This window comes from Donghicola tyrosinivorans (assembly GCF_003003355.1).
GTDB classification, from domain to species: Bacteria; Pseudomonadota; Alphaproteobacteria; order Rhodobacterales; family Rhodobacteraceae; genus Donghicola; species Donghicola tyrosinivorans.
This window is the reverse complement of the sequence record NZ_PVTQ01000004.1, coordinates 257,094-282,440: the sequence shown is the minus strand read 5'-3', so window position 1 is coordinate 282,440 and position 25,347 is coordinate 257,094. Positions and strand designations below refer to the sequence as shown.

Annotated in this window: 29 protein-coding genes; all 29 read right to left on the bottom strand. The window is 60.6% G+C overall.

What is annotated here, in order from left to right; translation table 11 throughout:
• Positions 1 to 9: 9 nt before the first annotated feature.
• Positions 10 to 759: a biotin--[acetyl-CoA-carboxylase] ligase gene (locus CLV74_RS08340; protein ID WP_106263768.1), complete on the bottom strand. Its 750-nt coding sequence runs from the start codon at positions 757 to 759 to the stop codon at positions 10 to 12.
• Between the two features lie 18 nt (positions 760 to 777).
• Positions 778 to 2,217, bottom strand: a complete 1,440-nt coding sequence (gene nuoN / locus CLV74_RS08335) for an NADH-quinone oxidoreductase subunit NuoN (RefSeq protein WP_106263767.1) — start codon at positions 2,215 to 2,217, stop codon at positions 778 to 780.
• A gap of 14 nt (positions 2,218 to 2,231) precedes the next feature.
• A complete protein-coding gene (locus tag CLV74_RS08330) occupies positions 2,232 to 3,782 on the bottom strand; it encodes an NADH-quinone oxidoreductase subunit M (RefSeq protein ID WP_106263766.1) in 1,551 nt (516 codons plus the stop codon).
• Complete coding sequence (nuoL, locus tag CLV74_RS08325; RefSeq protein WP_106263765.1) at positions 3,782 to 5,938, bottom strand: NADH-quinone oxidoreductase subunit L; 2,157 nt, start codon at positions 5,936 to 5,938, stop codon at positions 3,782 to 3,784. Before nuoL ends, CLV74_RS08330 begins: the two co-directional genes overlap by 1 nt.
• Positions 5,939 to 5,945: 7 nt before the next feature.
• Entirely contained in the window at positions 5,946 to 6,251 is a 306-nt protein-coding gene (nuoK, locus tag CLV74_RS08320) for an NADH-quinone oxidoreductase subunit NuoK (protein WP_106263764.1), read from the bottom strand.
• Positions 6,252 to 6,326: 75 nt separating this feature from the next.
• Positions 6,327 to 6,464, bottom strand: coding sequence for a hypothetical protein (locus tag CLV74_RS22780; RefSeq protein ID WP_170108007.1), 138 nt, complete (start codon positions 6,462 to 6,464; stop codon positions 6,327 to 6,329).
• A gap of 2 nt (positions 6,465 to 6,466) precedes the next feature.
• Positions 6,467 to 7,075: an NADH-quinone oxidoreductase subunit J gene (locus tag CLV74_RS08315; protein ID WP_106263763.1), complete on the bottom strand. Its 609-nt coding sequence runs from the start codon at positions 7,073 to 7,075 to the stop codon at positions 6,467 to 6,469.
• The gene (locus CLV74_RS08310; protein ID WP_106263762.1) at positions 7,072 to 7,479 is read right to left on the bottom strand and encodes a carboxymuconolactone decarboxylase family protein; all 408 of its coding nucleotides are present in this window, start codon (positions 7,477 to 7,479) and stop codon (positions 7,072 to 7,074) included. The genes CLV74_RS08315 and CLV74_RS08310 overlap by 4 nt, the downstream gene beginning before the upstream one ends.
• Positions 7,476 to 7,970: an NADH-quinone oxidoreductase subunit NuoI gene (gene nuoI, locus CLV74_RS08305; RefSeq protein ID WP_106263761.1), complete on the bottom strand. Its 495-nt coding sequence runs from the start codon at positions 7,968 to 7,970 to the stop codon at positions 7,476 to 7,478. Before nuoI ends, CLV74_RS08310 begins: the two co-directional genes overlap by 4 nt.
• 139 nt (positions 7,971 to 8,109) lie before the next feature.
• The gene (nuoH, locus tag CLV74_RS08300) at positions 8,110 to 9,147 is read right to left on the bottom strand and encodes an NADH-quinone oxidoreductase subunit NuoH (protein ID WP_106263760.1); all 1,038 of its coding nucleotides are present in this window, start codon (positions 9,145 to 9,147) and stop codon (positions 8,110 to 8,112) included.
• A 6-nt stretch (positions 9,148 to 9,153) separates the two neighbouring features.
• Positions 9,154 to 9,504, bottom strand: coding sequence for a hypothetical protein (locus CLV74_RS08295; RefSeq protein ID WP_106263848.1), 351 nt, complete (start codon positions 9,502 to 9,504; stop codon positions 9,154 to 9,156).
• Between the two features lie 44 nt (positions 9,505 to 9,548).
• Positions 9,549 to 11,558 carry an NADH-quinone oxidoreductase subunit NuoG gene (nuoG, locus tag CLV74_RS08290; protein WP_106263847.1) on the bottom strand — a complete coding sequence of 670 codons (2,010 nt, stop codon included), beginning with the start codon at positions 11,556 to 11,558 and terminating at the stop codon, positions 9,549 to 9,551.
• A gap of 4 nt (positions 11,559 to 11,562) precedes the next feature.
• The gene (locus CLV74_RS08285; RefSeq protein ID WP_106263759.1) at positions 11,563 to 11,955 is read right to left on the bottom strand and encodes a DUF5333 family protein; all 393 of its coding nucleotides are present in this window, start codon (positions 11,953 to 11,955) and stop codon (positions 11,563 to 11,565) included.
• A 2-nt stretch (positions 11,956 to 11,957) separates the two neighbouring features.
• The gene (locus tag CLV74_RS08280) at positions 11,958 to 12,359 is read right to left on the bottom strand and encodes a DUF5333 domain-containing protein (RefSeq protein WP_106263758.1); all 402 of its coding nucleotides are present in this window, start codon (positions 12,357 to 12,359) and stop codon (positions 11,958 to 11,960) included.
• Complete coding sequence (locus CLV74_RS08275; RefSeq protein ID WP_106263757.1) at positions 12,356 to 12,679, bottom strand: hypothetical protein; 324 nt, start codon at positions 12,677 to 12,679, stop codon at positions 12,356 to 12,358. The genes CLV74_RS08280 and CLV74_RS08275 overlap by 4 nt, the downstream gene beginning before the upstream one ends.
• 5 nt (positions 12,680 to 12,684) lie before the next feature.
• Positions 12,685 to 13,188: a DUF3291 domain-containing protein gene (locus CLV74_RS08270; RefSeq protein WP_106263756.1), complete on the bottom strand. Its 504-nt coding sequence runs from the start codon at positions 13,186 to 13,188 to the stop codon at positions 12,685 to 12,687.
• Positions 13,189 to 13,193: 5 nt separating this feature from the next.
• Positions 13,194 to 14,495, bottom strand: coding sequence for an NADH-quinone oxidoreductase subunit NuoF (gene nuoF / locus CLV74_RS08265; RefSeq protein WP_106263755.1), 1,302 nt, complete (start codon positions 14,493 to 14,495; stop codon positions 13,194 to 13,196).
• A 7-nt stretch (positions 14,496 to 14,502) separates the two neighbouring features.
• Positions 14,503 to 14,727 (bottom strand): DUF5337 domain-containing protein, encoded by a 225-nt coding sequence (locus tag CLV74_RS08260; protein ID WP_106263754.1) that lies wholly within the window; start codon positions 14,725 to 14,727, stop codon positions 14,503 to 14,505.
• A gap of 73 nt (positions 14,728 to 14,800) precedes the next feature.
• Positions 14,801 to 15,052 carry a hypothetical protein gene (locus CLV74_RS08255; RefSeq protein WP_106263753.1) on the bottom strand — a complete coding sequence of 84 codons (252 nt, stop codon included), beginning with the start codon at positions 15,050 to 15,052 and terminating at the stop codon, positions 14,801 to 14,803.
• Positions 15,053 to 15,095: 43 nt separating this feature from the next.
• Positions 15,096 to 16,271, bottom strand: a complete 1,176-nt coding sequence (locus CLV74_RS08250) for an NADH-quinone oxidoreductase subunit E (RefSeq protein ID WP_106263752.1) — start codon at positions 16,269 to 16,271, stop codon at positions 15,096 to 15,098.
• A 93-nt stretch (positions 16,272 to 16,364) separates the two neighbouring features.
• Complete coding sequence (locus tag CLV74_RS08245) at positions 16,365 to 17,585, bottom strand: NADH-quinone oxidoreductase subunit D (RefSeq protein ID WP_106263846.1); 1,221 nt, start codon at positions 17,583 to 17,585, stop codon at positions 16,365 to 16,367.
• 18 nt (positions 17,586 to 17,603) lie between these two features.
• On the bottom strand, positions 17,604 to 18,212 hold the full coding sequence (locus tag CLV74_RS08240; protein WP_106263751.1) for an NADH-quinone oxidoreductase subunit C: 609 nt from the start codon (positions 18,210 to 18,212) through the stop codon (positions 17,604 to 17,606).
• 3 nt (positions 18,213 to 18,215) lie between these two features.
• Entirely contained in the window at positions 18,216 to 18,749 is a 534-nt protein-coding gene (locus tag CLV74_RS08235) for a NuoB/complex I 20 kDa subunit family protein (RefSeq protein WP_176853833.1), read from the bottom strand.
• Entirely contained in the window at positions 18,740 to 19,105 is a 366-nt protein-coding gene (locus CLV74_RS08230) for an NADH-quinone oxidoreductase subunit A (RefSeq protein ID WP_106263749.1), read from the bottom strand. Before CLV74_RS08230 ends, CLV74_RS08235 begins: the two co-directional genes overlap by 10 nt.
• A gap of 176 nt (positions 19,106 to 19,281) precedes the next feature.
• On the bottom strand, positions 19,282 to 20,067 hold the full coding sequence (locus tag CLV74_RS08225) for a crotonase/enoyl-CoA hydratase family protein (RefSeq protein ID WP_106263748.1): 786 nt from the start codon (positions 20,065 to 20,067) through the stop codon (positions 19,282 to 19,284).
• Entirely contained in the window at positions 20,064 to 20,921 is an 858-nt protein-coding gene (locus CLV74_RS08220; protein WP_106263747.1) for a hydroxymethylglutaryl-CoA lyase, read from the bottom strand. The genes CLV74_RS08225 and CLV74_RS08220 overlap by 4 nt, the downstream gene beginning before the upstream one ends.
• Positions 20,922 to 20,989: 68 nt before the next feature.
• Positions 20,990 to 21,652: a glutathione S-transferase family protein gene (locus CLV74_RS08215; RefSeq protein ID WP_106263746.1), complete on the bottom strand. Its 663-nt coding sequence runs from the start codon at positions 21,650 to 21,652 to the stop codon at positions 20,990 to 20,992.
• Complete coding sequence (locus CLV74_RS08210) at positions 21,649 to 23,595, bottom strand: acetyl/propionyl/methylcrotonyl-CoA carboxylase subunit alpha (RefSeq protein ID WP_106263745.1); 1,947 nt, start codon at positions 23,593 to 23,595, stop codon at positions 21,649 to 21,651. The genes CLV74_RS08215 and CLV74_RS08210 overlap by 4 nt, the downstream gene beginning before the upstream one ends.
• A 99-nt stretch (positions 23,596 to 23,694) precedes the next feature.
• Complete coding sequence (locus tag CLV74_RS08205) at positions 23,695 to 25,302, bottom strand: carboxyl transferase domain-containing protein (protein ID WP_106263744.1); 1,608 nt, start codon at positions 25,300 to 25,302, stop codon at positions 23,695 to 23,697.
• Between the last annotated feature and the right edge of the window lie 45 nt (positions 25,303 to 25,347).

Genomic DNA, 25,347 nt, shown 5'->3' with positions numbered 1-25,347 from the left:
GCCCCTTCTTTAGAAAAATACGTCCGCCGCCGGAATGGCTTCGCGCCCTTGGGCGGTCTTCAAGACCAGATTGCCCTGATCATCCAGCGTTTCAAAGGTGCCAACCCGTTCCGAGGTTCCAGTGCGGGCAGTGATCACCTCTCCCAGACGGGCAGCGCGGGCCAACCAAGCTTCGCGGATGGGGGCAAAGCCATAGGTGCGGAACTGTTCCTCATAGGCGGCATAGGCAGGCGCGAGCAGATCCAGAAACTCTTCCGGTGTGACAGCAACGCCAGTTTCGGACAAAAGCGAGACAGGCCGCACGGCCCGCTCTTCGACTTGCGCTGCAGAGGGCGCCTCTTTCAGGTTCACCCCGATCCCAAGGGCCAGATAGCTGACAGCCCCATGCTGACCGGAAGATTCCAGCAAAATACCAGCGACCTTACCGCCATTCAGCAGCACGTCGTTTGGCCATTTGAGGCCGAAAGCTTCTGGTCGGCCAGTGCATTGCACAAAGGCCTCATGCAGGGCCAAGGCCGCAACAAAGGACCGCAAGGCCACCTTATCAGGGCTTTCCGCAGGGCGCATGACCAGCGTAGCAGCAAAATTTCCGGCAGGGTTGGCCCAAGGCCTGCCCCGCCGACCACGCGCGGCGGTCTGATGCAGGGCAAGGATCCAAGTGGGCTGGGTCAGGTCAGGCGCGATCCGCGCTGCTTCCTGATTGGTGCTGTCCACTTGGGGCAGCACCCGCTTTGCGTAGGTTACGGGCCAGCCGCTCATGCTACTGGCCCGATCACGTTACTGTACAAGGGTCGCCGCTGCAGCTGCTGCCGCACCGTCGATACCGAAGAGGTTCAGGACAACGCCGATCACCATCAGCGCAGCCGAAGCCACCAGCAGGCCGGGCAGGATCGCACCACGGGGGGTGTCCAGCTTTTCGCCGTCCTTGCCGAAGTACATGAAGTACACGATGCGCAGGTAGTAGAAGGCACCGATCACCGAGGCCACCACACCGGCAACCGCCAGCCATGCCAGACCGCCTTCATAGGCAGCACGCAGCACGTAAAGCTTACCGAAGAAGCCGACCATCGGCGGAACACCCGCAAGGCTGAACATCAGGACCAGAACCGCCAGCGCACGGCCGGGGGCGTATTTGGCCAGACCGTTCAGGCTCTGGATGTCCACGACGGGAGCACCGTCACGCTCCATCGACAGGATGAAGGCAAAGGTACCGATGTTCATGGTGACGTAGATCGCCATGTACACCAGCATCGCTTCGACCCCCAGCGCGGTACCCGAGGCCAGACCCATCAGGGCGTAACCCATGTGGGCGATCGACGAATAGGCCATCAGACGCTTGATGTTGGTCTGACCGATGGCAGCAATCGCGCCAAGGAACATCGACAGAACCGACAGGAATGCCATGATCTGCTGCCAGTCACCGATAGCACCGCCAAAGGCATCGTGCATAACGCGGGCAAACAGACCCATCGCCGCCATTTTGGGTGCGGTTGCGAAGAACGCGGTCACAGGCGTGGGCGAGCCTTCGTAAACGTCCGGCGTCCACATGTGGAAAGGAACCGCCGAGACTTTGAACGCCAGACCAGCCGAGATGAAGACCAGACCGAACAGCAGACCGATCGGCAGGTGATCACCGTGAACCGCCTGAATGATGCCGCTGAACGTGGTGGTGCCTGCGAAGCCATAGGTCAACGATGCACCGTAAAGCAGCATGCCCGAGCTTAGAGCGCCAAGGACAAAGTACTTCAGACCGGCCTCGGTGGACTTCACACTGTCACGACGCAGAGCGGCAACAACGTAAAGTGCCAGTGATTGCAGTTCCAGACCCATGTAGAGCGAGATCAGATCGCCCGCAGAGACCATCACCATCATACCGACAGCCGACAGGGCCACCAGCACGGGGTATTCAAAGCGCAGCAGGTCGCGGCGCTGCATGTATTCCTGGCTCATGACCAGAACCACAGCAGCCGACAGCAGGATCGTCACCTTGGCAAAGCGGGCAAAGCCGTCATTCACGAAGGTGCCGTCAAAGGCCACTTCGGTCGCGCCGCCACCAAAGGCGATCATCAGACCAAGGGCAGCCATCACAGCAGCGGTCAACCAGACCAGCAAGGGTGCCAGCTTGTCTTTGCCGGTGTAAACAGCGCCAATCAGAGCCAGCAGAGCATAAGCGCTCAGGAGGATTTCGGGCAAAAGGATTGCTAGATCAGCCTTCATCGGGCCTTAACTCCTCAGTGAAGGGCCACTTGGCTGTTGTGGGACATCTCTGCCCCCGCAGCCAGTGCCGTATCGTAGTGTTGAACCAGAGCCGTCACGCTGGGCCCGATAATGTCGGTGATCAGCGAGGGGTATACACCCAGCAGGATGGTCATGAAGATCAGCGGAGCAAAGATTGCACGCTCGCGCTTGGTCATATCGGTGATGGACTTCAGGCTTTCTTTGATCAGATCGCCCATAACCACACGGCGGTAGAGCCACAGAGCATAGGCCGCCGAGAAGATCACGCCCATAGCAGCCACAGCGGCCACCCAGGTGTTGACCTGGAAGATGCCCATCAGGGTCAGGAATTCACCAACGAAACCCGAAGTGCCCGGCAGGCCCACGTTCGCCATGGTGAACAGCATGAACACTAGCGCGTAAGCAGGCATCCGGTTCACCAGACCGCCGTAGGCGTCGATGTCACGGGTATGCATACGGTCGTAGATCACGCCAACGCAAAGGAAGAGAGCGCCCGAGATGAAGCCGTGGCTGAGCATCTGGAAGATCGCGCCGTCGATACCCTGCTGGTTGGCAGCAAAGATACCCATGGTCACGTAACCCATGTGGGCCACCGACGAATAGGCGATCAGCTTTTTCATGTCTTCCTGAACCAGCGCCACCAGCGAGGTGTAGACGATCGCGATTGCGGACATCCACAGAACCAGCGGGGTCAGCAGCTCGGTCCCGATGGGGAACATCGGCAGGCTGAAGCGCAGGAAGCCGTAGCCGCCCATTTTCAGCAGGATCGCCGCCAGAACAACCGAACCTGCAGTCGGCGCCTGAACGTGTGCGTCAGGCAACCAGGTGTGTACGGGCCACATGGGCATTTTCACCGCGAACGAGGCGAAGAAGGCCACGAACATCAGGGTCTGCATGCCGCCAATGATCTGGAAGCCGAAGACGTTCAGGGTCTCGCTTGCGAACTGGTGGGTCAGCAGGGTCGGAATGTCGGTGGTGCCGGCGTCCGCATACATCGCAACCATCGCCACCAGCATCAGAACCGAGCCGAAGAAGGTGTAGAGGAAAAACTTGAACGATGCATAGATGCGGTTCGCGCCGCCCCAGATACCGATGATCAGGAACATCGGGATCAGCGAGGCTTCGAAGAACAGGTAGAACAGTACCAGATCCAGCGAGACGAACACCCCGATCATCAGGGTCTCCAGCGCGAGGAATGCAATCATGTATTCCTTAACGCGGGTTTTTACGTCCCAGCTGCACGCGATAACCAGCGGCATCATGAAGGTGGTCAGCAAGACGAACAGAACCGAGATCCCGTCCACGCCCACTTTGTATTTCAGACCCAGCAGCCAGTCCCGCTCTTCCACATACTGGAAGCCGGTGTTGGCAGCATCAAACTCGGCCAGAATGAACAGCGAGATCAGGAAGGTTGCCGAGGTGGCCACAAAGGCCAGCCATTTGGCGTTTTTCTGAGCCGCCTCGTCATTGCCGCGCAAGAAGATCGCCAGAACAAGGGCGGCCACCAGCGGCAGGAAGGTTACGATGGAAAGAAGGTTATCCATTAGTTCGCTCCCCCGGTGAGCGTCATCCAGGTGATCAGGATGGCAATACCCAGCACCATGGCGAAGGCATAGCCGAAGATGTAGCCAGACTGAGCGCGTCCAGCCAGACGGGTGAAGAAGGGTACGATGCCCATGGCCAGACCATTCAGAGCGCCGTCGATGACAGTGCCGTCACCCTTCTTCCACAGGAAGCGGCCAATCGCTTTCGAAGGCTGGACGAAGACAAAGTCGTAGATCTCGTCGAAGTACCATTTGTTCAGCAGGAACAGGTACAGCGGACGCTGGTTTGCGGCCAGACGACCAGGCAGCGACGGGTTCACCAGATAGAACCACACAGCCATCAGCAGACCACCCAGCATCGCAAAGAAGGGGCTGACTTTGACCCACGACGGAACCGCGTGCGCATCGTCCAGCACAGTGTTCGACGGGCTGATGTAAAGCGCACCCTCACCCGGCTTGCCAATGAAGCCCGCGTGAACTTCGCCATGCTCGGCAGCGGCATCGCCGTGATGCTCTTCTACTGCAGCAGCGTGACCTTCGTCCGCGTGGGTTTCCTCGGTGTGACCCGACATATCGTCCGAGCCAGCAGCACCGTGGGTTGCGGCTTCGCCGTGACCGGCAGCTTCTGCGACGGGGATGCCGTAGAATTTGCCAACCTGATCGGCGTGACCGAAGAAGCTGTTGTACCAAATCATACCGGCGAAGATGGCACCAAGGCTAAGAACACCCAGCGGGATCAGCATGACCATCGGGCTTTCATGCGCATGCTCGTGGGCATGCTTGTCGCCGCGGGGCTTGCCGTAGAAGGTCAGGAAGATCAGACGCCAGCTGTAGAACGAGGTGAACGCAGCAGCGATGACCAGCAGCCAGAAGGCATACATGTTGCCACCTGCATAGGCGCTCTCGATGATTGCGTCTTTCGACAGGAAGCCTGCGAAGCCAAAGTGGGTCAGCGGAATACCGACACCGGTGATCGCCAGCGTACCGATGATCATGGCTGCAAAGGTCAGCGGGATCTTCTTACGCAGACCGCCGTAGTTCATCATGTCCTGCTCGTGGTGCATCGCGTGGATGACCGAGCCCGCGCCAAGGAACAGCATCGCCTTGAAGAACGCGTGAGTGAACAGGTGGAACATGGCGGGGCTGTATGCACCAACACCGGCTGCCACGAACATGTACCCCAACTGCGAACAGGTCGAGTATGCGATGACGCGCTTGATGTCAGTCTGAACCAGACCAATGGTCGCCGCAAAGAATGCGGTGGTTGCACCCAGCACAGTGATGAAGGTGGTGGCGTTCGGCGCGAATTCCATGATCGGCGACATACGGCAGACCAAGAACACACCCGCAGTCACCATGGTTGCCGCGTGGATCAGTGCCGACACAGGGGTCGGGCCTTCCATCGCGTCCGGCAGCCAGGTGTGCAGGATCAGCTGAGCCGATTTACCCATCGCACCGATGAACAGCAGCAGGGCGATAATCTCGGCCGCGTTCCACTCTTGCCACAGGAAGGTGATGTTGGTTTCCGCGATGGCAGGCGCCGCCGCGAAGATGTCGCTGAAGTTGATGCTGTCGGTCAGCATGAACAGGGCGAAAATACCCAGTGCAAAGCCGAAGTCACCGACACGGTTCACAACGAAGGCTTTCATGGCCGCCGCGTTTGCCGAAGGCTTGCGGAAATAGAAGCCGATCAGCAGGTACGAGGCCAGACCCACGCCTTCCCAGCCGAAGAACATCTGCACGAGGTTGTCGGCAGTGACCAGCATGAGCATCGCGAAGGTAAAGAACGACAGGTACGCAAAGAAGCGCGCCTTATAGTGTTCGTGATGACCGAAGTTCTCGTCGTGCGCCATGTAGCCAAAGCTGTAGAGGTGCACGAGCGACGAAACGCTGGTGATCACGATCAGCATGATCGCGGTCAGACGGTCCAGACGGATCGCCCAGGCGGTATCCAGCGTGCCCGACTGGATCCAGGTCAGGATCGGCAGGCTCTGGGTGGTGCCATCAAAGCTGAAGAACACGATCCACGACAGCAGAGCCGCCAGAAACAGCAGGGCCGTGGCAAAATATTGGGCGACTGTCTCGCCGATGAAGCGCCAGCCGAAGCCGGCGACAAGTGCCCCGATCAGGGGGGCAAAGAGGATGATGTATGCCATGGGCCCCTTAGCCTTTCATCACGTTTACGTCTTCCACGGCGATGGTGCCGCGGTTACGGAAGAAGCAGACCAGGATAGCCAGACCAATGGCGGCCTCGGCTGCTGCGACCGTCAGGACGAAGAGGGTAAAGACCTGTCCGACGAGATCGCCAAGATGGCTGGAGAAAGCCACCATGTTGATGTTGACGGCCAGCAGCATCAGTTCAATCGACATCAGCAGAACGATGACGTTCTTCCGGTTCAGGAAGAGGCCGAAGATGCCAATGACGAACAAAGTCGCCGCGACCACCAGGTAATGTTCCAAACCAATCATGTCGTCCCTCGGGTCTTGTCCTTGGTAATGCCCACCGATTGTGGCGAGCCTTTCTTGTTTCGGGTGCGGCGGGCCTTAGCCCACACGCTTTTTGTTTTTCCACCAGCGCAGGACACCATAGGTGGCCCCCGCCTTGAGCGCCCAGAAGGCTGCAAGTCCCCCCATCCCGTAGGATGCGATCAACTTGTGCATCAGCCCCCAGACTTCGGGCACGGTCAGAGACCCTGCCCCGGTTTCACATCGCGCAGTTCCATAGCCTTGGCCGGATCGCGGTACATCTGGGCCAGAACGTTCTGACGCTTGACGTTAGTGCGGTGGCGCAGGGTCAGAACGATCGCACCGATCATTGCGACCAGCAGGATCAGACCTGCAAGCTGGAACAGCAGGAAGAAGCGATCGTAGATCAGCTGACCCAGCTGAGCGGTGTTCTGAACGCCTTCAGCAACGGGCGCTTTGCGCAGGGTTTCGGCCATCTCGCTGGCGTCCCATGCACCGAAGGCCAGAGCGAATTGCATCAGCAGGATCACAGCGATCAGCAGCGCCACCGGAAGGTAGGCCGCCATACCGGCGCGAAGCTCGGCGAAGTCGACGTCCAGCATCATCACCACGAAGAGGAACAGCACTGCCACCGCGCCCACGTAAACGATGACCAGCAGCATCGCGACGAATTCCGCGCCCATCAGCACGAAAAGGCCCGCCGACGAGATGAATGCCAGGATCAGCCACAGCACCGAGTGTACAGGGTTGCGACCCAGCACGGTCATAAGCCCGCCCACAAGGGTGCTGAGCGCGAAGAGGTAGAATGAGAATACGGCTACGCTCATTTCGGTTCGTCCTTTGTCTCTGCCATGACTTCCTGCGCAAGAGTTGCTGCTTTGGTCATGGCGGGAATGCCCGCAAACATCGCCATCTGTCCGATGGCCTCGGCGATTTCCTGTTTCGTTGCACCTGCCTCAAGCGCATGGCGCACGGTCAGGCGGATTTGCGGCTCGGCCACGGCGCCCTGACAGGTCAGACCCGCCAGTGTCAGCAGCAGTCGGGTTTTGCTGTCCAGCCCCTCGGGGTTCATGGTCTTGCCAAAGGCAAATTCCATCATCTCGCGGGGGACGGTCGGCCAGAGCGCCTCGAAATCCTTCGGCGTAAACGACTCCAGCGCCGGATTGACGGATTTCGCCATCTCCAGAGACTGCGACATCATTTGGTCGAAAAGATTCTTCAGCTCGTTCATCGGTAGGGCGCATCCAGTTCGAGGTTACGTGCGATCTCGGCTTCCCAGCGGGCACCGTTCTCAAGCAGCTTTTCCTTGGTGTAGAACAGCTCTTCGCGGGTCTCGGTGGCGAACTCGAAGTTCGGGCCTTCAACAATCGCATCCACGGGGCAAGCTTCCTGACAGAAGCCGCAGTAAATGCACTTGGTCATATCGATGTCGTAGCGCGTGGTGCGGCGGCTGCCGTCATCGCGGGGCTCGGCGTCGATGGTAATCGCCTGCGCGGGGCAGATCGCTTCGCACAGTTTACATGCGATGCAACGCTCTTCACCGTTGGGATAACGGCGCAGGGCATGCTCGCCACGGAAACGGGGCGACAGCGGGCCTTTCTCGTGGGGATAGTTCACGGTGGGCTTGGGCGCGAAGAAATACTTCATGCCAAGTTTGAACCCTTTGAAAAAGTCCGCGAGCAGGAAGTACTTGGCCGCGCGGGTATAGTCGATGTCAGCCATGGTTCTCTCCGTGAGGTCCGGCCACCTCCCCTATCGGGGTTGTGGCTCAGGCCGGCAAGTTTCGTTCGGTTTGGGCTGTCCCCGACTGGGGACCACCCGATTATCTTTATGTCAGCGCATCAAATGCGCCTTGGCCCGTTCAGCCGCCGACAGTCCAGCGGGCATAGGCGCCCCAGAACAGTTCGAACTTGGCAAAGAAGGACACCAGAACCACCCAACCCAGCGACAGCGGCAGGAACACTTTCCAACCCAGGCGCATCAGCTGGTCGTAGCGGTAGCGGGGCGTGATCGCCTTTACCATTGCGAACAGGAAGAAGAAGAATGCCATCTTCGCGATCATCCACAGAACGCCATCGGGCAGACCGGGTATCGGCGACAGCCAGCCGCCGAAGAACAGCAGCGAGGTCAGCGCACACATCAGGAAGATCGCGATATATTCACCGGCCATGAACAGCAGGAACGGGGTCGAGCTGTATTCCACCTGATAACCGGCAACCAGTTCCGATTCCGCTTCGGGAAGGTCGAACGGAGGACGGTTGGTTTCCGCAAGCGCCGAGATGAAGAACAGGAACACCATCGGCAGGTGCGGCAGCCAGTACCAGCTGAAGAAGCCGAAGCGGCCATCCTGCGCCTCGACGATATCGCCGAAGTTCATTGAGCCGGTCGAGATAATCACGCCGATGATGATCAGGCCGATCGAGACCTCATAAGAGATCATCTGCGCAGCCGAACGAAGTGAGCCCAGGAACGGGTACTTCGAGTTCGACGCCCAACCGCCCATAATCACGCCATAAACTTCCAGCGAGCTTACCGCGAAGACGTAAAGGATCGCCACGTTGATATCCGAGATCACCCAGCCGTCGGCAAAGGGGATAACGGCCCACGCGATGACCGCCAGCACAAAGCTGGTCATGGGTGCCATCATGAAGACGGTCTTGTCAGAGCCCGCCGGAATGACGATCTCTTTGGTGACGTACTTCAGAGCATCCGCAACCGATTGCAGTAGGCCGAAGACCCCCACAACGTTGGGGCCGCGACGCATCTGGACGGCTGCCCAGATTTTACGGTCGCCGTAAACCAGAAAGAGCAGCGAGACCATCACGAAGCCAAGCACCGCAAGGCACTGAGCTAGGATGATGACGAAGACGCCCAAAGGGGTGGTGAAAAAGTCTGCCATGGGTCCTCACACCGTCGGTATTCCGTTTTCTACGCAGTGCTGCACGGTGACTTCAGCGTCGATCGTGCGCGTGCCGCGCGGCAGCGCCGGCGAGATGGTGTAAACCGCATCTGCTCGCCATTGGCTACCCATATTGTCCACATTCGTCCGCACATGGCGGGCAAAACCGTATCCGCGGATCAGCGTATATTGCGCTGCCGCACATTCTGCATAGTCCGCCACATCCTCGGTGCCTCGGGCGCCTTCCATCTGGACAAAAAAGCTGACCAGATCCCCTTCCAGCAGGCGGGTCTGAACCCCCTGATAGTCGGGTGCAAAGGCGACCTGCGACTCGGTCGTGTCAGCGCAGGCCGACATCGACAGGGCCGCAAGGCCACAGGATATGGCGAGAACGCCGCGCATTATTCTGCGGCGATCTTCTGTTCGCGGCGCGCTTTGGCGCTTGCCGACAGCTCTGCCATCAGCGCCGAAGCACGTGCAATCGGGTTGGTCAGGTAGAAGTCCTTGACCGCGTTCACAAAACCCATGTCCGCTTTGCCCAGAGGTTTGTCCTCAAGGGCGGCGTACTCGTTTTCGATAACCTCGTCGATACGGGCCAGATGGGGCACTTCGCCAACCAGCGCCTGACGCAGCTGTGCGATGGTGTCCCAAGGCTGGGTTGCACCCAGTTCCGCCGACAGAGCCCGCAGGATCGCCCAGTTTTCCTTGGCTTCACCCGGGGGGAAGGCTGCGCGCAGCGCCAGCTGCGGACGGCCTTCGGTGTTCACGAACAGGCCCTGCTCTTCCACATAGGCTGCGCCCGGCAGGATCACGTCCGCACGGTGTGCGCCGCGGTCGCCGTGGCTGCCCTGATAGATCACAAAGGCACCGGCGTCGATTTCGACTTCGTCCGCACCAAGGTTGTACACAACCTCAGCGCCTTCCAGAGCCGCTTTCATGCCGCCTTCGGTCACAGCGCCGATGTCCATTGCACCAACACGGGCCGCTGCGGTGTGCAGAACCAGAACCTTCGCGCCAGCCGCTGCCGCCATCTTGTGGATGGTCGCCAGAACCGCTTCGCCATCAGCCTCGGACAGAGCGCCCTGCCCCACGATGATCAGACCGCCATTGCCGGTCTTCTCGGCCGCAGCCGCCAGAGCCGCGCGGTCGGTGCCCAGATGCGCGTAGTCATAGGTCAGATCAACCGCTTCGCCGATCAGCGCCACATTGGTGCCAGCCGCCCATGCCTTACGGATACGGGCGTTCAGAACCGGCGCTTCGTTGCGGGGGTTGGTGCCAACCAGCAGGATTTCTTTGGCGCTGTCGATGTCTTCGATCGCGGCGGTACCAGCGTAGGCGCCACGATTGCCGATGGGCAGACGGGCGTTGTCAACGCGGCATTCCACATTGCCACCCAGACCGGTGACTAGTTGCTTCAGCGCATATGCGGCCTCAACGGGAACCAGATCACCGATCAGACCGGCAACTTTCTTGCCCTTCATCGCGCCAGAGACAGCGGCCAGAGCCTCTGCCCACGATGCGGGCCGCAGCTTGCCCTTCTCGCGGATGTAGGGGCGGTCAAGACGCTGACGACGCAGGCCATCCCATACGAAACGGGATTTGTCCGACAGCCACTCTTCGTTCACGCCATCATGGTTACGCGGCATGATCCGCATCACTTCGCGGCCTTTGGTATCCACACGGATGTTCGAGCCAAGAGCGTCCATCACGTCGATGGTCTCGGTCTTGGTCAATTCCCACGGACGCGCGGTGAACGAGTAAGGCTTGGAGGTCAGCGCACCAACGGGGCACAGATCAATGATGTTGCCTTGCAGGTTCGAATCTAGCGTCTGGTTCAGGTAGCTGGTGATCTCTGCATCTTCGCCACGACCGGTCTGGCCCATCTGGGTGATGCCAGCGACCTCGGTGGTGAAACGCACGCAGCGGGTGCAGCTGATGCAGCGGGTCATCGCTGTGCCCACAAGCGGGCCAAGGTTCAGGTTGTCCACGGCGCGCTTGGGCTCGCGGTAACGCGAGAAGTCCACACCATAGGCCATCGCCTGATCCTGAAGGTCACACTCGCCGCCCTGATCACAGATCGGGCAGTCCAGCGGGTGGTTGATCAGCAGGAATTCCATCACGCCTTCACGGGCCTTCTTGACCATGGGCGTGTTGGTTTTCACCACGGGCGGCTGGCCTTCGGGGCCAGGACGCAGATCGCGGACCTGCATCGCACAGCTGGCAGCGGGCTTTGGCGGACCGCCAACAACCTCGACCAGACACATGCGGCAGTTGCCAGCAATCGACAGGCGCTCGTGGTAGCAGAAGCGCGGAATTTCGACCCCGGCCTCTTCACAGGCCTGGATAAGGGTCATGGCGGGATCGACCTCGATCTCCTTGTCGTCAATGATGATCTTGCGAAGTTCCGTCATCTTCTCACCTGCTTTCCAGAACAGAGCCAACAGCGCTGCCCTTCGTCATCTCTTTCTTCCCAAAAGCGCACAGGTCGCGCGCATTCTTGGGGTCAAATCCTTGCTCAGAAATCGCCGCATCCGCAGCGCGACCGATTTCGCGATTGAATGCCTCGTCCTGAAGGCCAGCAGCTTCTTCAGCGCCGTAGCCCTGCCCTTCGATGTAGGCGAACACCTCGGTCTGCAGGACGGTCAGTCCCGCAGAGGAAATGGTCAGCTTGTCACAGCCATTCGCGACCTTCGCCGCAATCACCGAAGTAGTGACAAAGCCGCGCACGGTTTCGTCCTTGGTGATGTCCTGCGCGGCAAAACCGGCAACAGGGGCAAGGGTCAGCGTGATGGCAGAAAGCAAACGCATGCTCACTTCTCCCTCAGCAAATTGCCAACGGCCGAGTTGGCCGCGATCTCTTCGCGGCCCAGACGGCACAGGCTGTCTTTGTCATTCGGCTTGGCGTCATGTGCGACGATGTAGGCACCGGCCAAAGCGGCGATGCGCTTTTTCTCGGATTTGTCGGTGACGAAATCCTCGATCTCTTCGTCGCTGTAACCAAGCTGCTGCGCACGGGTTTCAAGGCTGCCCAGATAGCGCCATGCGACGATCAGTCGGGGCTCGATGGTGCTGCACTTGTTGCGGATGTGATCCGCCACAGCCACGGCCACCAGTCCGTCGTTGACGTCCTTGACCTGCGACAAGGGCACCAATGCCTCTGCCGCGGTGGCCGAGCCCGCCATCATCATGGATATGAACGCCAGCCGGATCATTCAGCGCATACCCCGCTGAAGGTCACAACTTCACCGTTGATCGGCAGATCGGCATCCGCAGTCTCGGGGCCGACAGCCCAGATAATATCGGACGAGCCGAAGTACTTCAGGCAGTGACGGGTAGCTTCGAACTGGGCCGCAGCACGTGCGCCGTCCAGACCGTCCGAGACTTTCTTGGTCGGGATAGTCATCGTCGCCCGATCCGATCGAGCCGTCTTGACCTTCGCCTTGTGGTTCGAGCCCGCGTATTCGTAGGGCTGCTTGCCACAGGCCGAAACAGCCAGAGCCGCAATCAGAAGCGTTGCTGAAAGAACCCGCATCCCACTCACTCCGCCGCGACGGCGCCGCAGCGCCCGCGTTTGTACAGTTCCGCCTGCTCTAGCCACGACCAGTCGAACGCAAAGTCGCTGTTGCCGTGCTTGCGCAGGTGATCCAGTTTTTCCAGAGCTTCGTCCAGCGTCGGCTGATGCCCTTCGGGCACCCACCACATGACAAAATGCATCTCGCCCAGAATTTCGAACCATTCAGTCCGGCGTTCGTAGAACTGGCGATGCACCGTGTTCCAGACAAAGTTCTCTAGCGTCTCGACGTTTTCCCAAACCGTCAGGTTGCTGACGTGCTGAGGATCGCCGCCGATCTTGGCATCCGTGTTGCCGGTACCGGGTTCCCCCGACCCTTCCATCATCCAGACAAAGCCGGGCATCCGCTTGCCAAGCCCATTGATGCGGTCAAGCGCATCCATGAACTCGGCCACGCGCGGATCGTCGGTGGGCGCAACAAGGCGACCGACGTTCAACTCTGCCAGATGGTGGTTAAGGGGTTGCTGCACCGTACTTACTCCGCCGCAACCGCTGCGCTGATCTTGCCCGACTTCTGCGCCTTGATACGATCTTCGATCTCATCGCGGAAGTTGCGGATCAGGCCCTGAATCGGCCATGCAGCCGCGTCACCCAGCGCACAGATGGTGTGGCCTTCGACCTGCTTGGTCACTTGGAACAGCATGTCGATCTCTTCGATCTCTGCCTCGCCCCGAACCAGACGGTCCATCACGCGCATCATCCAGCCGGTGCCTTCACGGCACGGCGTACACTGGCCACAGCTTTCGTGCTTGTAGAACTTGGACAGACGCCAAATCGCTTTCACAATGTCGGTCTGCTTGTCCATGACGATCACCGCCGCAGTCCCAAGGCCCGAGCCCAGTTCGCCGCGCAGGTAGTCAAAGTCCATGATTGCATCGCGCATCTTCTCGCCGCGCACACAAGGCACGGACGAGCCGCCGGGGATCACAGCCAGCAGGTTGTCCCAGCCGCCACGGATACCGCCGCAATGCTTTTCGATCAGTTCCTCGAACGAGATCGACATCTCTTCTTCGACGACGCAGGGGTTATTCACGTGACCCGAGATCGCGAACAGCTTGGTGCCCGCGTTGTTGGGGCGGCCAAAGCCCGCGAACCATTCAGGGCCGCGACGCAGGATGGTGGGCACCACTGCGATCGATTCCACGTTGTTCACGGTGGTCGGGCAACCGTACAGACCAGCCATCGCAGGGAACGGCGGCTTCATACGGGGCATGCCCTTTTTGCCTTCAAGGCTTTCGATCAACGCAGTCTCTTCGCCGCAGATGTAGGCGCCCGCGCCGTGGTGCAGGTAGAGATCGAAATCAAAGCCCGACTTGGCAGCATTCTTACCCAGCAGGCCCGCGTCATAGCATTCGTCGATGGCGTTCTGCAGGGCTTCACGCTCGCGGATGTATTCGCCACGGATGTAGATGTAGCAGGTGTTCGCATTCATCGCGAACGACGCAATCAGCGCACCCTCAATCAGGGTGTGCGGATCATGACGCATGATCTCGCGGTCTTTACAGGTGCCGGGCTCGGATTCGTCGGCGTTGATCACCAGATACGAGGGGCGGCCATCGCTCTGCTTGGGCATGAACGACCACTTCAGACCGGTGGGGAAGCCCGCACCGCCACGACCGCGCAGACCAGAGGCCTTCATGCGTTCGATGATCTCATCCCGACCCAGCGCGATCAGATCCGCAGTTTTATCCCAGTGGCCACGCTTCATCGCGCCCTTCAGACTACGGTCTTGCATCCCGTAGATGTTGGTAAAGATCCGATCCTGATCCTTCAGCATGAGAAGATCACCTTTCGTTGTCGTGACGCTGATTGCGCCAGATCCGCAATGCCACAACCATGACCCAGATAAAGGCCGCGATTGCAGCGAAATCGAAGAGCAAAGCATAGCGCCCCGGCAGGCCAATCGCCCGACCCAGAACCTGCGCGCCCATCCACAATGCCACGGTGCAGGCGATCACAATCGCCAACATGCGGCCTTGCCGGGCTGAGTTCTGGTCCGAAGTACCCATTAGCTTTGTTCTATCTCCATTCGTCGAGGCCATCCGGCCCCTGTCGTCCCTGCCCCGCAGCGGGGCAAATTTCTTAGCCCCGCGCGGCGCTGTCGCTCTCCACGGTCACAGGCACCGGCTGCAAGCCGATCCCCAGCCCCGCAGGCGCCAGCATCCACATCAGGTAAAGCCCGCCTGCCAGCGCGGCGAAACCGCCGAACGCCAACCCCATAATCACCGAGGCGCCAACCACCAGCCACACGAACAGGGCCACAGCGATGCCGCAAGCGCCTGCGATGCTCCAGCACGCTTCGGTGCGGTCCATCTTGTGGGTGTTCTGTGTCATCGGCTTAGGGTCTCTTCCTTGGCTAGTTCAGGGCTACAGTGGATCAGTCGTAAAGACCGTCCTTCTTGGCACGGCTTGCAAACTCGGTCTCTTCACCGGCCGCCAGCTTCTTAGCCTGCGCGACCCATTCGTCACGGGTTGCGCGGCCTTTGAAGCCTTCGAGGTTCTGATCAACCCAAGCCAGTTCGCGGTCCGTCCATGCGGCGACCTGATCGAAGTGGAAGAAACCCATGCCGTTCAGCATTTTCTCCAGCTTGGGACCAACGCCTTTGATCATCTTCAGATCATCGGCCTTGCCGTCGCGGGCAGCCTCCAGCGTTGCGGGCTTGTCTTCGTCGGTTGCTACAACCTCTTCAACCGCAGCGCCTTTGTTCTCTTCAGCAACAGGCTTGCTGATCTCGGTCTCGGGCTTTGCTGCGCTGTCATCCGCAACCGGCTTGACTGCAGGAGCCTCTGCCGCGGCTTCAGCCTGCGAAGAGGGACCACCTGCCAAACGAGAGCCGTGATCGGCTGCTTTGTCCAGCCAAGGTGCGCTGAAGGCCACTTCGGTACCATCGATACGCTTCAGAGTGTCGCCGATGTCATGGGCCAGTTGGACCGAGCCGTTGTACTCGTGCTCACGCGCGCCTTCGGTCAGGGCAGTGTTGCCGCCCTTGGGCTCCGAGGTGTAGCGGCCGTTCGCCGGACCGGGCAGAGGAACCTCGCCCTTCGCCATGTCGTCGATCATCTTTTCCAGACCCGCAGGGGTCAGGTCTTCGTAATAGTCTTTGCCGATCTGGGCCATGGGCGCGTTGGTGCAGGCACCAAGGCACTCGACCTCTTCCCAGCTGAATTTGCCGTCTTCGGACACCTGATGCGCCTTGGCAGCAATTTTCTTTTTGCAGACCGCAACCAGATCCTCGGCGCCCATGATCATGCAGCTGGTGGTGCCACAAATCTGGAAGTGCGCCACGCTGCCAACAGGCTGCAGCTGGAACATGAAGTAGAAGGTCGCAACCTCAAGCGCGCGGATGTAGGCCATACCCAGCATGTCCGCGACGTGCTCGATCGCCGGACGGGTCAGCCAGCCGTGCTGCTCCTGAGCGCGCCACAACAGCGGAATGATCGCACTGGCGGCACGGCCCTCAGGGTACTTCTGGATCTGCGCTTCGGCCCACTTCTGGTTATCAGGGGTGAACGCAAAGCTTGCGGGTTGTTCAGGATGCAGACGGCGAAGCATATCTTTACGGTCCTTACGGGTCTTGCGGCGTGATCGGCTCAGCCGCGAAAAAGCAGTGTGTCGCCTGCCCCACCGGGACAGGCGCGAAAGAAATTAGCGGTCGATCTCGCCGAACACGATGTCCATGGTCCCGATGATCGCCGCCACGTCAGCCAGCTGGTGGCCACGGGTCAGCTTGTCCATCGCCTGCAGGTGCAGGAAGCCCGGTGCGCGCAGCTTGGCGCGGTAGGGTTTGTTGGAACCGTCCGACTTGATGTAGACGCCGAATTCACCCTTGGGGGCCTCGACAGCCGCGTAAACTTCACCCGCAGGCACATGGAAGCCCTCGGTGTACAGTTTGAAGTGGTGGATCAGAGCCTCCATCGAGGTCTTCATCTCGCCACGCTTCGGCGGTGTCATCTTGCCACGGGCCAGAACGTCACCCTGGTTTTCCGGCATCCGCAGTTTCTCAACTGCTTGCAGGATGATGCTGATCGACTGGCGCATCTCTTCCATACGGACGAGATAGCGGTCGTAGCAGTCTCCGTTCTTGCCGACGGGGATCTGGAACTCGAACTCGTCATAGCACTCATAGGGCTGCGAACGACGCAGGTCCCATGCAAGGCCAGAGCCGCGCACCATCACACCCGAGAAACCCCACTCAAGGATATCTTCTTCAGTCACAACACCGATGTCGGCGTTACGCTGTTTGAAGATGCGGTTTTCGGTCAGCAGGCCGTCCAGATCTTCCATGAACTGGGGGAATTCGTTCTTCGCCCAATCCTCGATATCGTCGATCAGCTTGTTCGGCAGATCCTGATGCACACCACCGGGGCGGAAGTAGTTCGCGTGAAGACGCGCACCGCAAGCCCGCTCGTAGAAGATCATCAGCTTCTCGCGCTCTTCAAAGCCCCACAGCGGCGGGGTCAGTGCGCCAACGTCCATCGCCTGCGTGGTCACGTTCAGCAGGTGGTTCAGAATACGGCCGATTTCCGAGAACAGAACGCGGATCAGGCTGGCACGACGGGGCACCACGGTGCCGGTCAGCTTTTCGATCGCCAGACACCACGCATGTTCCTGGTTCATGGGCGCCACGTAATCGAGGCGGTCCAGATACGGCAGGTTCTGCAGGTAGGTGCGGCTTTCCATCAGCTTCTCGGTGCCACGGTGCAGCAGGCCGATATGCGGGTCCACGCGCTCGACAATCTCACCATCCAGTTCCAGAACCAGACGCAACACGCCGTGTGCCGCAGGGTGCTGGGGACCGAAGTTGAGGTTGAAGTTGCGGATTTTCTGTTCGCCGGTCAGGGCGTCGTCGAATTTTGCGCCATCCATCATGTCACAAACCTTCCCTTAACCGTTCGCCTTGGACTTCTCGTCCCCGGGCAGGATGTATTCTGCGCCTTCCCACGGGCTCATGAAGTCGAACTGGCGGTATTCCTGAACCAGTTTCACGGGCTCATAGACCACGCGCTTCTGGGTCTCGTCATAGCGGACTTCGGTATAACCGGTGGTCGGGAAGTCCTTGCGCAGCGGGTGGCCGCGGAAACCGTAGTCGGTCAGCAGACGACGCAGGTCAGGGTGACCCGAGAACAGAATGCCGAACATGTCAAAGACTTCACGCTCGAACCAGTTCGAGCTGGGATGCACGTCGATGATCGAGGGAACAACCTCATCCTCACGCACAGCCACACGCAAACGGATGCGCTGGTTCTGGTACATCGACAGGAAGTGGTAAACCACGTCGAAACGCTTTGCGCGCTCGGGGTAGTCCACAGCGGTGATGTCCACCAGAGTGCTGAAACGGCAGTTCACGTCGGTCTTCAGAAACTCGACGAAAGCAACGATGTTGTTCAGGGCGACGTCGACGTTCAATTCGTCATACGCCACGTCCCAGCCGATCACACAGTCAGGACGCTGAGCCTCAAGCAGGGCTCCCAGTTCTTTCAGGGCCTCGGTCATCGCTTACCTCTCAATCGTGCCGGTGCGACGGATTTTACGCTGCAATTGCAGGATACCGTACACCAGTGCTTCTGCGGTCGGGGGGCAACCGGGGACATAGACGTCCACGGGCACGATGCGGTCACAGCCGCGCACAACCGAGTAGCTGTAGTGGTAATAGCCGCCGCCATTCGCGCAGGACCCCATGCTGATCACATAGCGGGGTTCGGGCATCTGGTCGTAGACCTTGCGCAACGCGGGAGCCATCTTATTGGTCAGGGTGCCCGCAACGATCATCAGGTCCGACTGACGCGGAGACGCGCGCGGCGCGGTGCCGAAACGCTCGAGGTCGTAGCGGGGCATCGATGTGTGCATCATCTCGACCGCGCAGCACGCCAGACCAAAGGTCATCCAGTGCAAGCTGCCCGTACGGGCCCAGTTGATGATGTCCTCGGTCGAGGTCAGCAGAAAGCCTTTGTCCTGCAGCTCTTTGTTCAGCTGCTGGGTTGCCACCTCACGGTCGAAACCTGCGGTATTGGCGCCGGTCATCACTCCCATTCGAGTGCCCCCTTCTTCCATTCATAGGCAAAGCCGACAGTCAGCACGCCAAGGAACAGCATCATGGACCAGAAGCCAACCATGCTGATGTCCTTGAAGGCGACAGCCCAAGGGAACAGGAAGGCAATTTCCAAGTCGAAGATGATGAAGAGAATCGACACCAGATAGAACCGGACGTCGAATTTCATGCGCGCGTCGTCAAAGGCGTTAAAGCCACATTCGTATGCGCTGACCTTTTCGGGGTCGGGGTTGCGAACGGCGATAATGGCCGCGGCGAGGATCAAAACGAGTCCCAAACCGATGGCAACCGCCAGAAAGATGAGAATGGGCAGATATTCCCTCAGCATCTCTTCCACGCGTGGCTCCTTTCCTGCGTCTAACGCATTCACTGGCTGCTATGCTTGCGCTGCTTCTTACGCCTGCCCCCTTATGGGGTCAACACGAACAAACATACATTCACAACCATGAATATTCTGGCAAATCGGGGCTTTCACTTACACCAAATCCCTTACAGGCAAGGTGCAGCACGGGCTTACTCTGCCAGCCAGCGCGGTTTTCTGCGAGTGAAAAAAGCGTCAATAGCCTCGGCGGCTTCGGCGGTTTCCCAAGCATCTGCCAAAGCCTTGATCGAGGTTTCGACAGCTGCGGAATCTGCACGCCCGTCCAGCGCATGAACAAGGGCTTTCGCCCGCGCTACAGCGCCGGGCGCTGCCGAAAGGTAACTTTCCACCTCACGGGCAACTTCGGCATCAAGATTTTCACTTGAAACCCTGCGCGCCAGCAGCCCAAGGCCCACGGCCTCAGCCGCATCAAAGCGCCGTCCCTGAAAGAAAACCTGCCGCGCTTTCGCCGCCCCCATGCGAGCGATAACGTAAGGACCGATTGTTGCGGGAATCAGTCCAAGGCGCACTTCGGTCAACCCCATAAGGATGTTTTCCGCGCCAATCGCACAATCACAGACAGAAGCCAGCCCGACACCGCCTCCGAAGGCGTTGCCATGGATTCGCCCGATCAAGGGTTTGGGCATCCGGTCCAGCGCCATCAGCATCATCGCCAAACGGCGCGCCTCGGCCATGCGGGTCTGGCGATCAGCGCCCATCTGCTCGCGCATCCACTCCAGATCGCCACCGGCGCAGAATGTGGGCCCGTCAGCGGCCAGAACGACCACCCGCACCGCCTCGTTCTTCCCAAGATCGATGGCGGCCTGATGCAGCTCGTCCATCATCTTCGCACTCATAGCATTGTGCTTGTCCACACGGGCCAGAACCAGCTGCGCCACACCCTGTGCATCAATCTCGATCCGGATAGTCTCGGTCATTCCCCTGCTCCCCGCATAGCCCGCGCCATTTGTCCGGCCTGCGCCAGAATGTCCCGCTTCAAACCTGTCTCATAGCCCGCTGCGGCCAGATAATCTGCCACCGCTTCGGTCGCTACATTCCCCGCAGCCCCCGGCGCATAGGGACAGCCTCCAAGGCCGCCGACAGCCGCATCGAACACGCGCAAACCCTTCTCCAGAGAAACCCCGATGTTCTGCAACGCCTGCCCACCGGTGTCATGAAAATGCCCCGCCAGCCCGCTGGCAGGCACTTCGCCCAGAACCGCGTCCAGCATGGCCCCCACGGCCTCGGCTGTTCCGCGCCCGATGGTGTCCGCCACAGACACCTCATAACAGCCCATCGCCCACAAACGGCCCGCGACTGCCGCCACAGCCGCTGGCGCAATCGCCCCGTCAAAAGGGCAGTCCGTCGCGCAGCTCACATAGCCGCGCACGGGCAATCCGGCGGCCTTTGCCGCCTCGGCCAGAGGCGCGAACCGCTCAAAGCTCTCTTCGATCGAGCAGTTCAGATTGGATTTCGAAAACCCTTCCGAGGCGCTTGCGAAAATCGCCACCTCGTCGGCCCGCGCGGCAATCGCCCGCTCCAACCCCTTCATATTCGGCGTCAGGGCCGCATAGCGCACGCCAGCAGCACGCCTGATTCCCGCCAGCACCTCGCCCGAATCTGCCATCTGCGGCACCCACTTTGGGCTCACAAAGCTGGCCACCTCGATCCGCCGGAACCCCGCCTGCGACAGTAGATCAATCAGCGCCAGCTTTTCTTCCAAAGGAATCGGACGCGGCTCGTTCTGCAACCCGTCCCGCGGACCCACTTCAAAGATCTCGACCCGTTCCATACGGCGCCTCCCCGTTCATCTTGGCAAAAATACCTCCGCCGGAGGCCACGCCCCCGCCAAGGGGGCGTTCAGCCCTCCCACGGGGGATAGAAATCCCGCGCATAAAGGCGCCATTCCCCCTCGGCAGGCAGCGAGGCCTGAAAGGCAGGACGCTCAGCCAGACGCGCGTACCACGCCTCAACCGCTTCGAACCCGTCCAATGCCGCAAAATGGCGGGACATATAGACCGCCTGCCCAACCGAGATATCCGCCGCCGAAAACCCCGACCCCAGCAAATAACCCGAGCCTGTCTCGGCCAAACGCGCCTCCAGCGCCCCGTAGCATTTCTTCAACCGCGCCGCTTCCAGCTTGGTCACAATCGCCGAGCGCATGGAAGCCTCATACAGCATGATATGCTGCTGGGTCAGCGCCGCTGAATGCTGACTCAAGGTCTCGGCAAAATGCACCCAGACCAGCCAGGCCCGACGCTCCGGGTCTCCTGGCAGCCGTCCCATTCCCGCCTCGGGGAAACGCTCGCACAGATATTCAGTGATCGCACCGGTCTCGAACATGGTGTCGCCGTTGATCTCCAAGGCCGGAACCCGCCCCGCCGGCGACAGCGCCAGATAGGACGGATCCCGCAGGTTCTTCCCAAAATCATGAGTCACCACCTCAAAAGGCACGCCCAATTCATGCAACAGCCACAAGGTCCGCATGGACCGGCTCTGGGGACAATGATGTAACCGGATCATTCCTCGCTCTCCTCTTCCAACCGGACCAGCGCCGCACCGGCAGCCACCTGATCCCCTTCCGAGCATAGGACCTCGGCCACCACCCCGTCACGCGGTGCGCGCAGGGCGTGTTCCATCTTCATCGCCTCCAACAAGGCCAACCGGTCCCCCGCAGCGACCGTATCTCCGGCCGCAACAAACAGCTTCTGGACCAGACCCGGCATCGGCGCTTCCACCAGATCCAATGAGGCCCCATCCGCCGCATCCCGCGCCAGCGGATCGATATAATCAAAGACAAAGGCCCCTCGATCAAAGACGGTGATGCGCTCCCCGTGCATCACCGCCTGACCGGCACGTGTACCTCCCTGCGACCAGCCCCCATCCCGGCCACGGCGCAAAGACACACACGCCTCATCCCAACGCACCTCACATGCGTCAGGGCCCTCCACGCGCACGCGCGCATGGATGTCCTCATCCCCGTGGCGCAGGCCAACGGTCCACTCCAGCGGTGCCCAAAGGGCAAAGCCCCGAGCGCCGCCACATTCCTCGTCCAGTCCCAAAGCCTTCAGCGCCGCCAGCGCCACAACGCCCTGAGGCACATCCGCCTCAAGGGTCAGCGCCTCCAGATCACGGGCGATCAAGCCGGTATCCACATCCCCCTTGGCAAAGCCCTCATGCCGCGCCAAAGCCGCCAGAAACCGCAGATTGGTGACGCTGCCCGCCACTTCCGTGGCCTCCAAGCCCGCTGCCAACTGCGCCAATGCCACCGCACGGCTGGGTCCGTGAGCAATCACCTTGGCAATCATCGGGTCATAATGGGGGCTGATCTCATCGCCTGCCCGCACGCCACTGTCGGCGCGCACGCCCGAAGGAAACGCCAGATGGTCCAACCGGCCAGTCGCGGGCAAAAACCCTTTCGCGACATCCTCCGCATATAGCCGAGCCTCAAAGGCATGCCCGCGGATAGACAAGTCTTCCTGCCCGCACGGCAGCCCCTCGCCCATGGCAACCCGCAACTGCCATTCCACCAGATCCACACCTGTGATGGCTTCGGTCACCGGATGCTCGACCTGCAAACGCGTGTTCATCTCCATGAACCAGAACCCATCAGGACGTAGACCACCGCTGCCATCCACGATGAACTCGACTGTGCCCGCACCGCTATAGCCAATCGCCTCGGCGGCCCGCACCGCCGCCGCGCCCATCGCCTCGCGCATCTCAGGCGTCATACCGGGCGCAGGCGCCTCCTCGATGACCTTCTGGTGACGGCGCTGCAAAGAGCAGTCCCGCTCAAACAGATGCACCGCCCCCTGACCATCGCCAAAGACCTGAACCTCAATGTGGCGCGGCTTCGAGACAAACTTCTCGATCAGCACCGCCTCATTGCCAAATGCCGTCCGCGCCTCGGCCCGCGCACTGGCCAGAGCTTCGGAAAACTCCCCAGCCCGCTCGACCAGACGCATACCCTTGCCGCCGCCGCCAGCCACAGCCTTGATCAGTACCGGATAGCCAACCTCTTCTGCCGCATTCGCCAAACGCGCCTCGGACTGGTCCGCCCCATGATAACCCGGCACCACCGGCACACCTGCCTCGGCCATCAAGGCCTTGGCCGCATCCTTCAATCCCATCGCGCGAATGGCGCGGGCAGATGGCCCCACGAACACCAATCCTGCCGCCTCGACAGCCTCAACAAAATCGGGGTTCTCAGACAAAAATCCATAACCCGGATGGATCGCACCGGCACCTTTGGCCAAAGCCGCCTCGATGATCCGCTCGCCGCGCAGATAGCTCTCCGCAGGCGCGGCCCCGCCAATGCACACCGCCTCATCGGCCATCTCCACGTGGGCAGAGCCTGCATCAGCCTCGGAATAGACCGCAACAACCCGCAGCCCCATCGCCTTGGCCGAGCGCGCCACACGGCACGCAATCTCGCCACGATTGGCAATCAACACTGTATCAAACATCAGGCCCTCCTCTCCGGCGCGACCGCCTCTTTCATCTTGGACCAAATACCTCGGGGGAGGCCGCAGGCCGGGGGCAGAGCCCCCACCCGGCCCCCATGATCACATGCGGAAAACACCGAATTTGGTTTCTTCCACCGGCGCATTCAGCGCCGCCCGCAGGCTCAGGGACAGTACCCGCCGCGTATCGCGGGGATCGATGATCCCGTCGTCCCACAGCCGCGCCGTGGCATACAGCGGGTGGCTCTGGCGCTCGAACATCTCCAGCGTCGGCTGCTTGAAGGCCGCTTCCTCCTCGGCACTCCATGCGCCGCCTGCCCGCTCGATGGCATCGCGCTTGACCGTGGCCAGAACTCCGGCCGCTTGCGGACCGCCCATGACCGAAATCCGGCTATTGGGCCACGTCCACAAAAAGCGCGGCTGATAGGCCCGCCCCGCCATGCCATAGTTCCCCGCCCCGAATGAGCCGCCCACCAGCATGGTGATCTTCGGCACATTGGTCGTCGCCACAGCGGTCACCATCTTGGCCCCGTGCCGCGCAATCCCTTCGTTCTCGTACTTCCGCCCCACCATAAAGCCGGTGATATTCTGCAAAAAGACCAGCGGGATACGGCGCTGAGCACAGAGCTCAACGAAGTGCGCGCCCTTCACAGCCGCCTCCGAGAACAGAACCCCGTTGTTTGCCACGATCCCCACGGGGCAGCCTTCCACATGGGCAAAGCCGGTCACCAAGGTCTCGCCGAAGCGCGGCTTGAATTCGTCAAAGCGGCTACCGTCCACCACCCGCGCAATCACTTCACGGATGTCGTAAGGCGTGCGCAGATCACCAGGCACCACGCCCAGAATTTCCGCCGGATCATAGGCAGGCGCTTCAGGGCTGGCCCAATCCACGGTTTCCGGCAAGCGCCGGTTCAGCGATCCCAAAGCCTGCCGCGCCAAAGCCAGCGCATGGGCATCATCCTCGGCCAGATAGTCGGCCACACCCGACAGACGCGTGTGCACATCGCCGCCGCCCAGATCCTCGGCCGAGACAACCTCGCCCGTCGCCGCTTTCACCAGCGGAGGCCCTGCCAGAAAGATCGTGCCCTGCTCTTTCACGATGATTGTCACATCGGACATAGCAGGCACATAAGCGCCACCCGCCGTGCAAGAGCCCATCACCACCGCGACCTGAGGGATGCCCTTGGCACTCATCCGCGCCTGATTGTAGAAAATCCGGCCAAAGTGATCGCGGTCGGGAAAGACCTCGTCCTGATTGGGCAGGTTCGCCCCGCCGCTGTCCACCAGATAGACACAAGGCAGATTGCACTCTTCGGCAATCTCTTGGGCGCGCAGGTGTTTCTTGACGGTCATCGGGTAATAGGTGCCGCCCTTTACGGTGGCATCGTTGCACACCACCATGACATCGCGCCCGTGAACGCGGCCAATTCCAGCCACTGCACCGGCAGCAGGGGCCACACCGTCATACATCCCGTGGGCCGCCAGCGCCCCAACCTCCAAAAACGGAGAGCCCGGATCCAACAGGCCAGCCACCCGATCCCGAGGCAACATCTTGCCCCGCGACAAATGCCGCTCACGCGCCTTCGCGCCGCCCCCTTCGGCAGCCGCCTGAGCCGCCGCGCGAACCTCGGCAATCATCGCCTCATGGGCGGCCAGATTGGTCCGATAGGTTTCCGATCCCGTCTGGATCTGGCTTTTCAACCGCGCCATCGGCGCTCCTCCCTATATCTCGGCACCCCGCCAACCGCGCAGCGC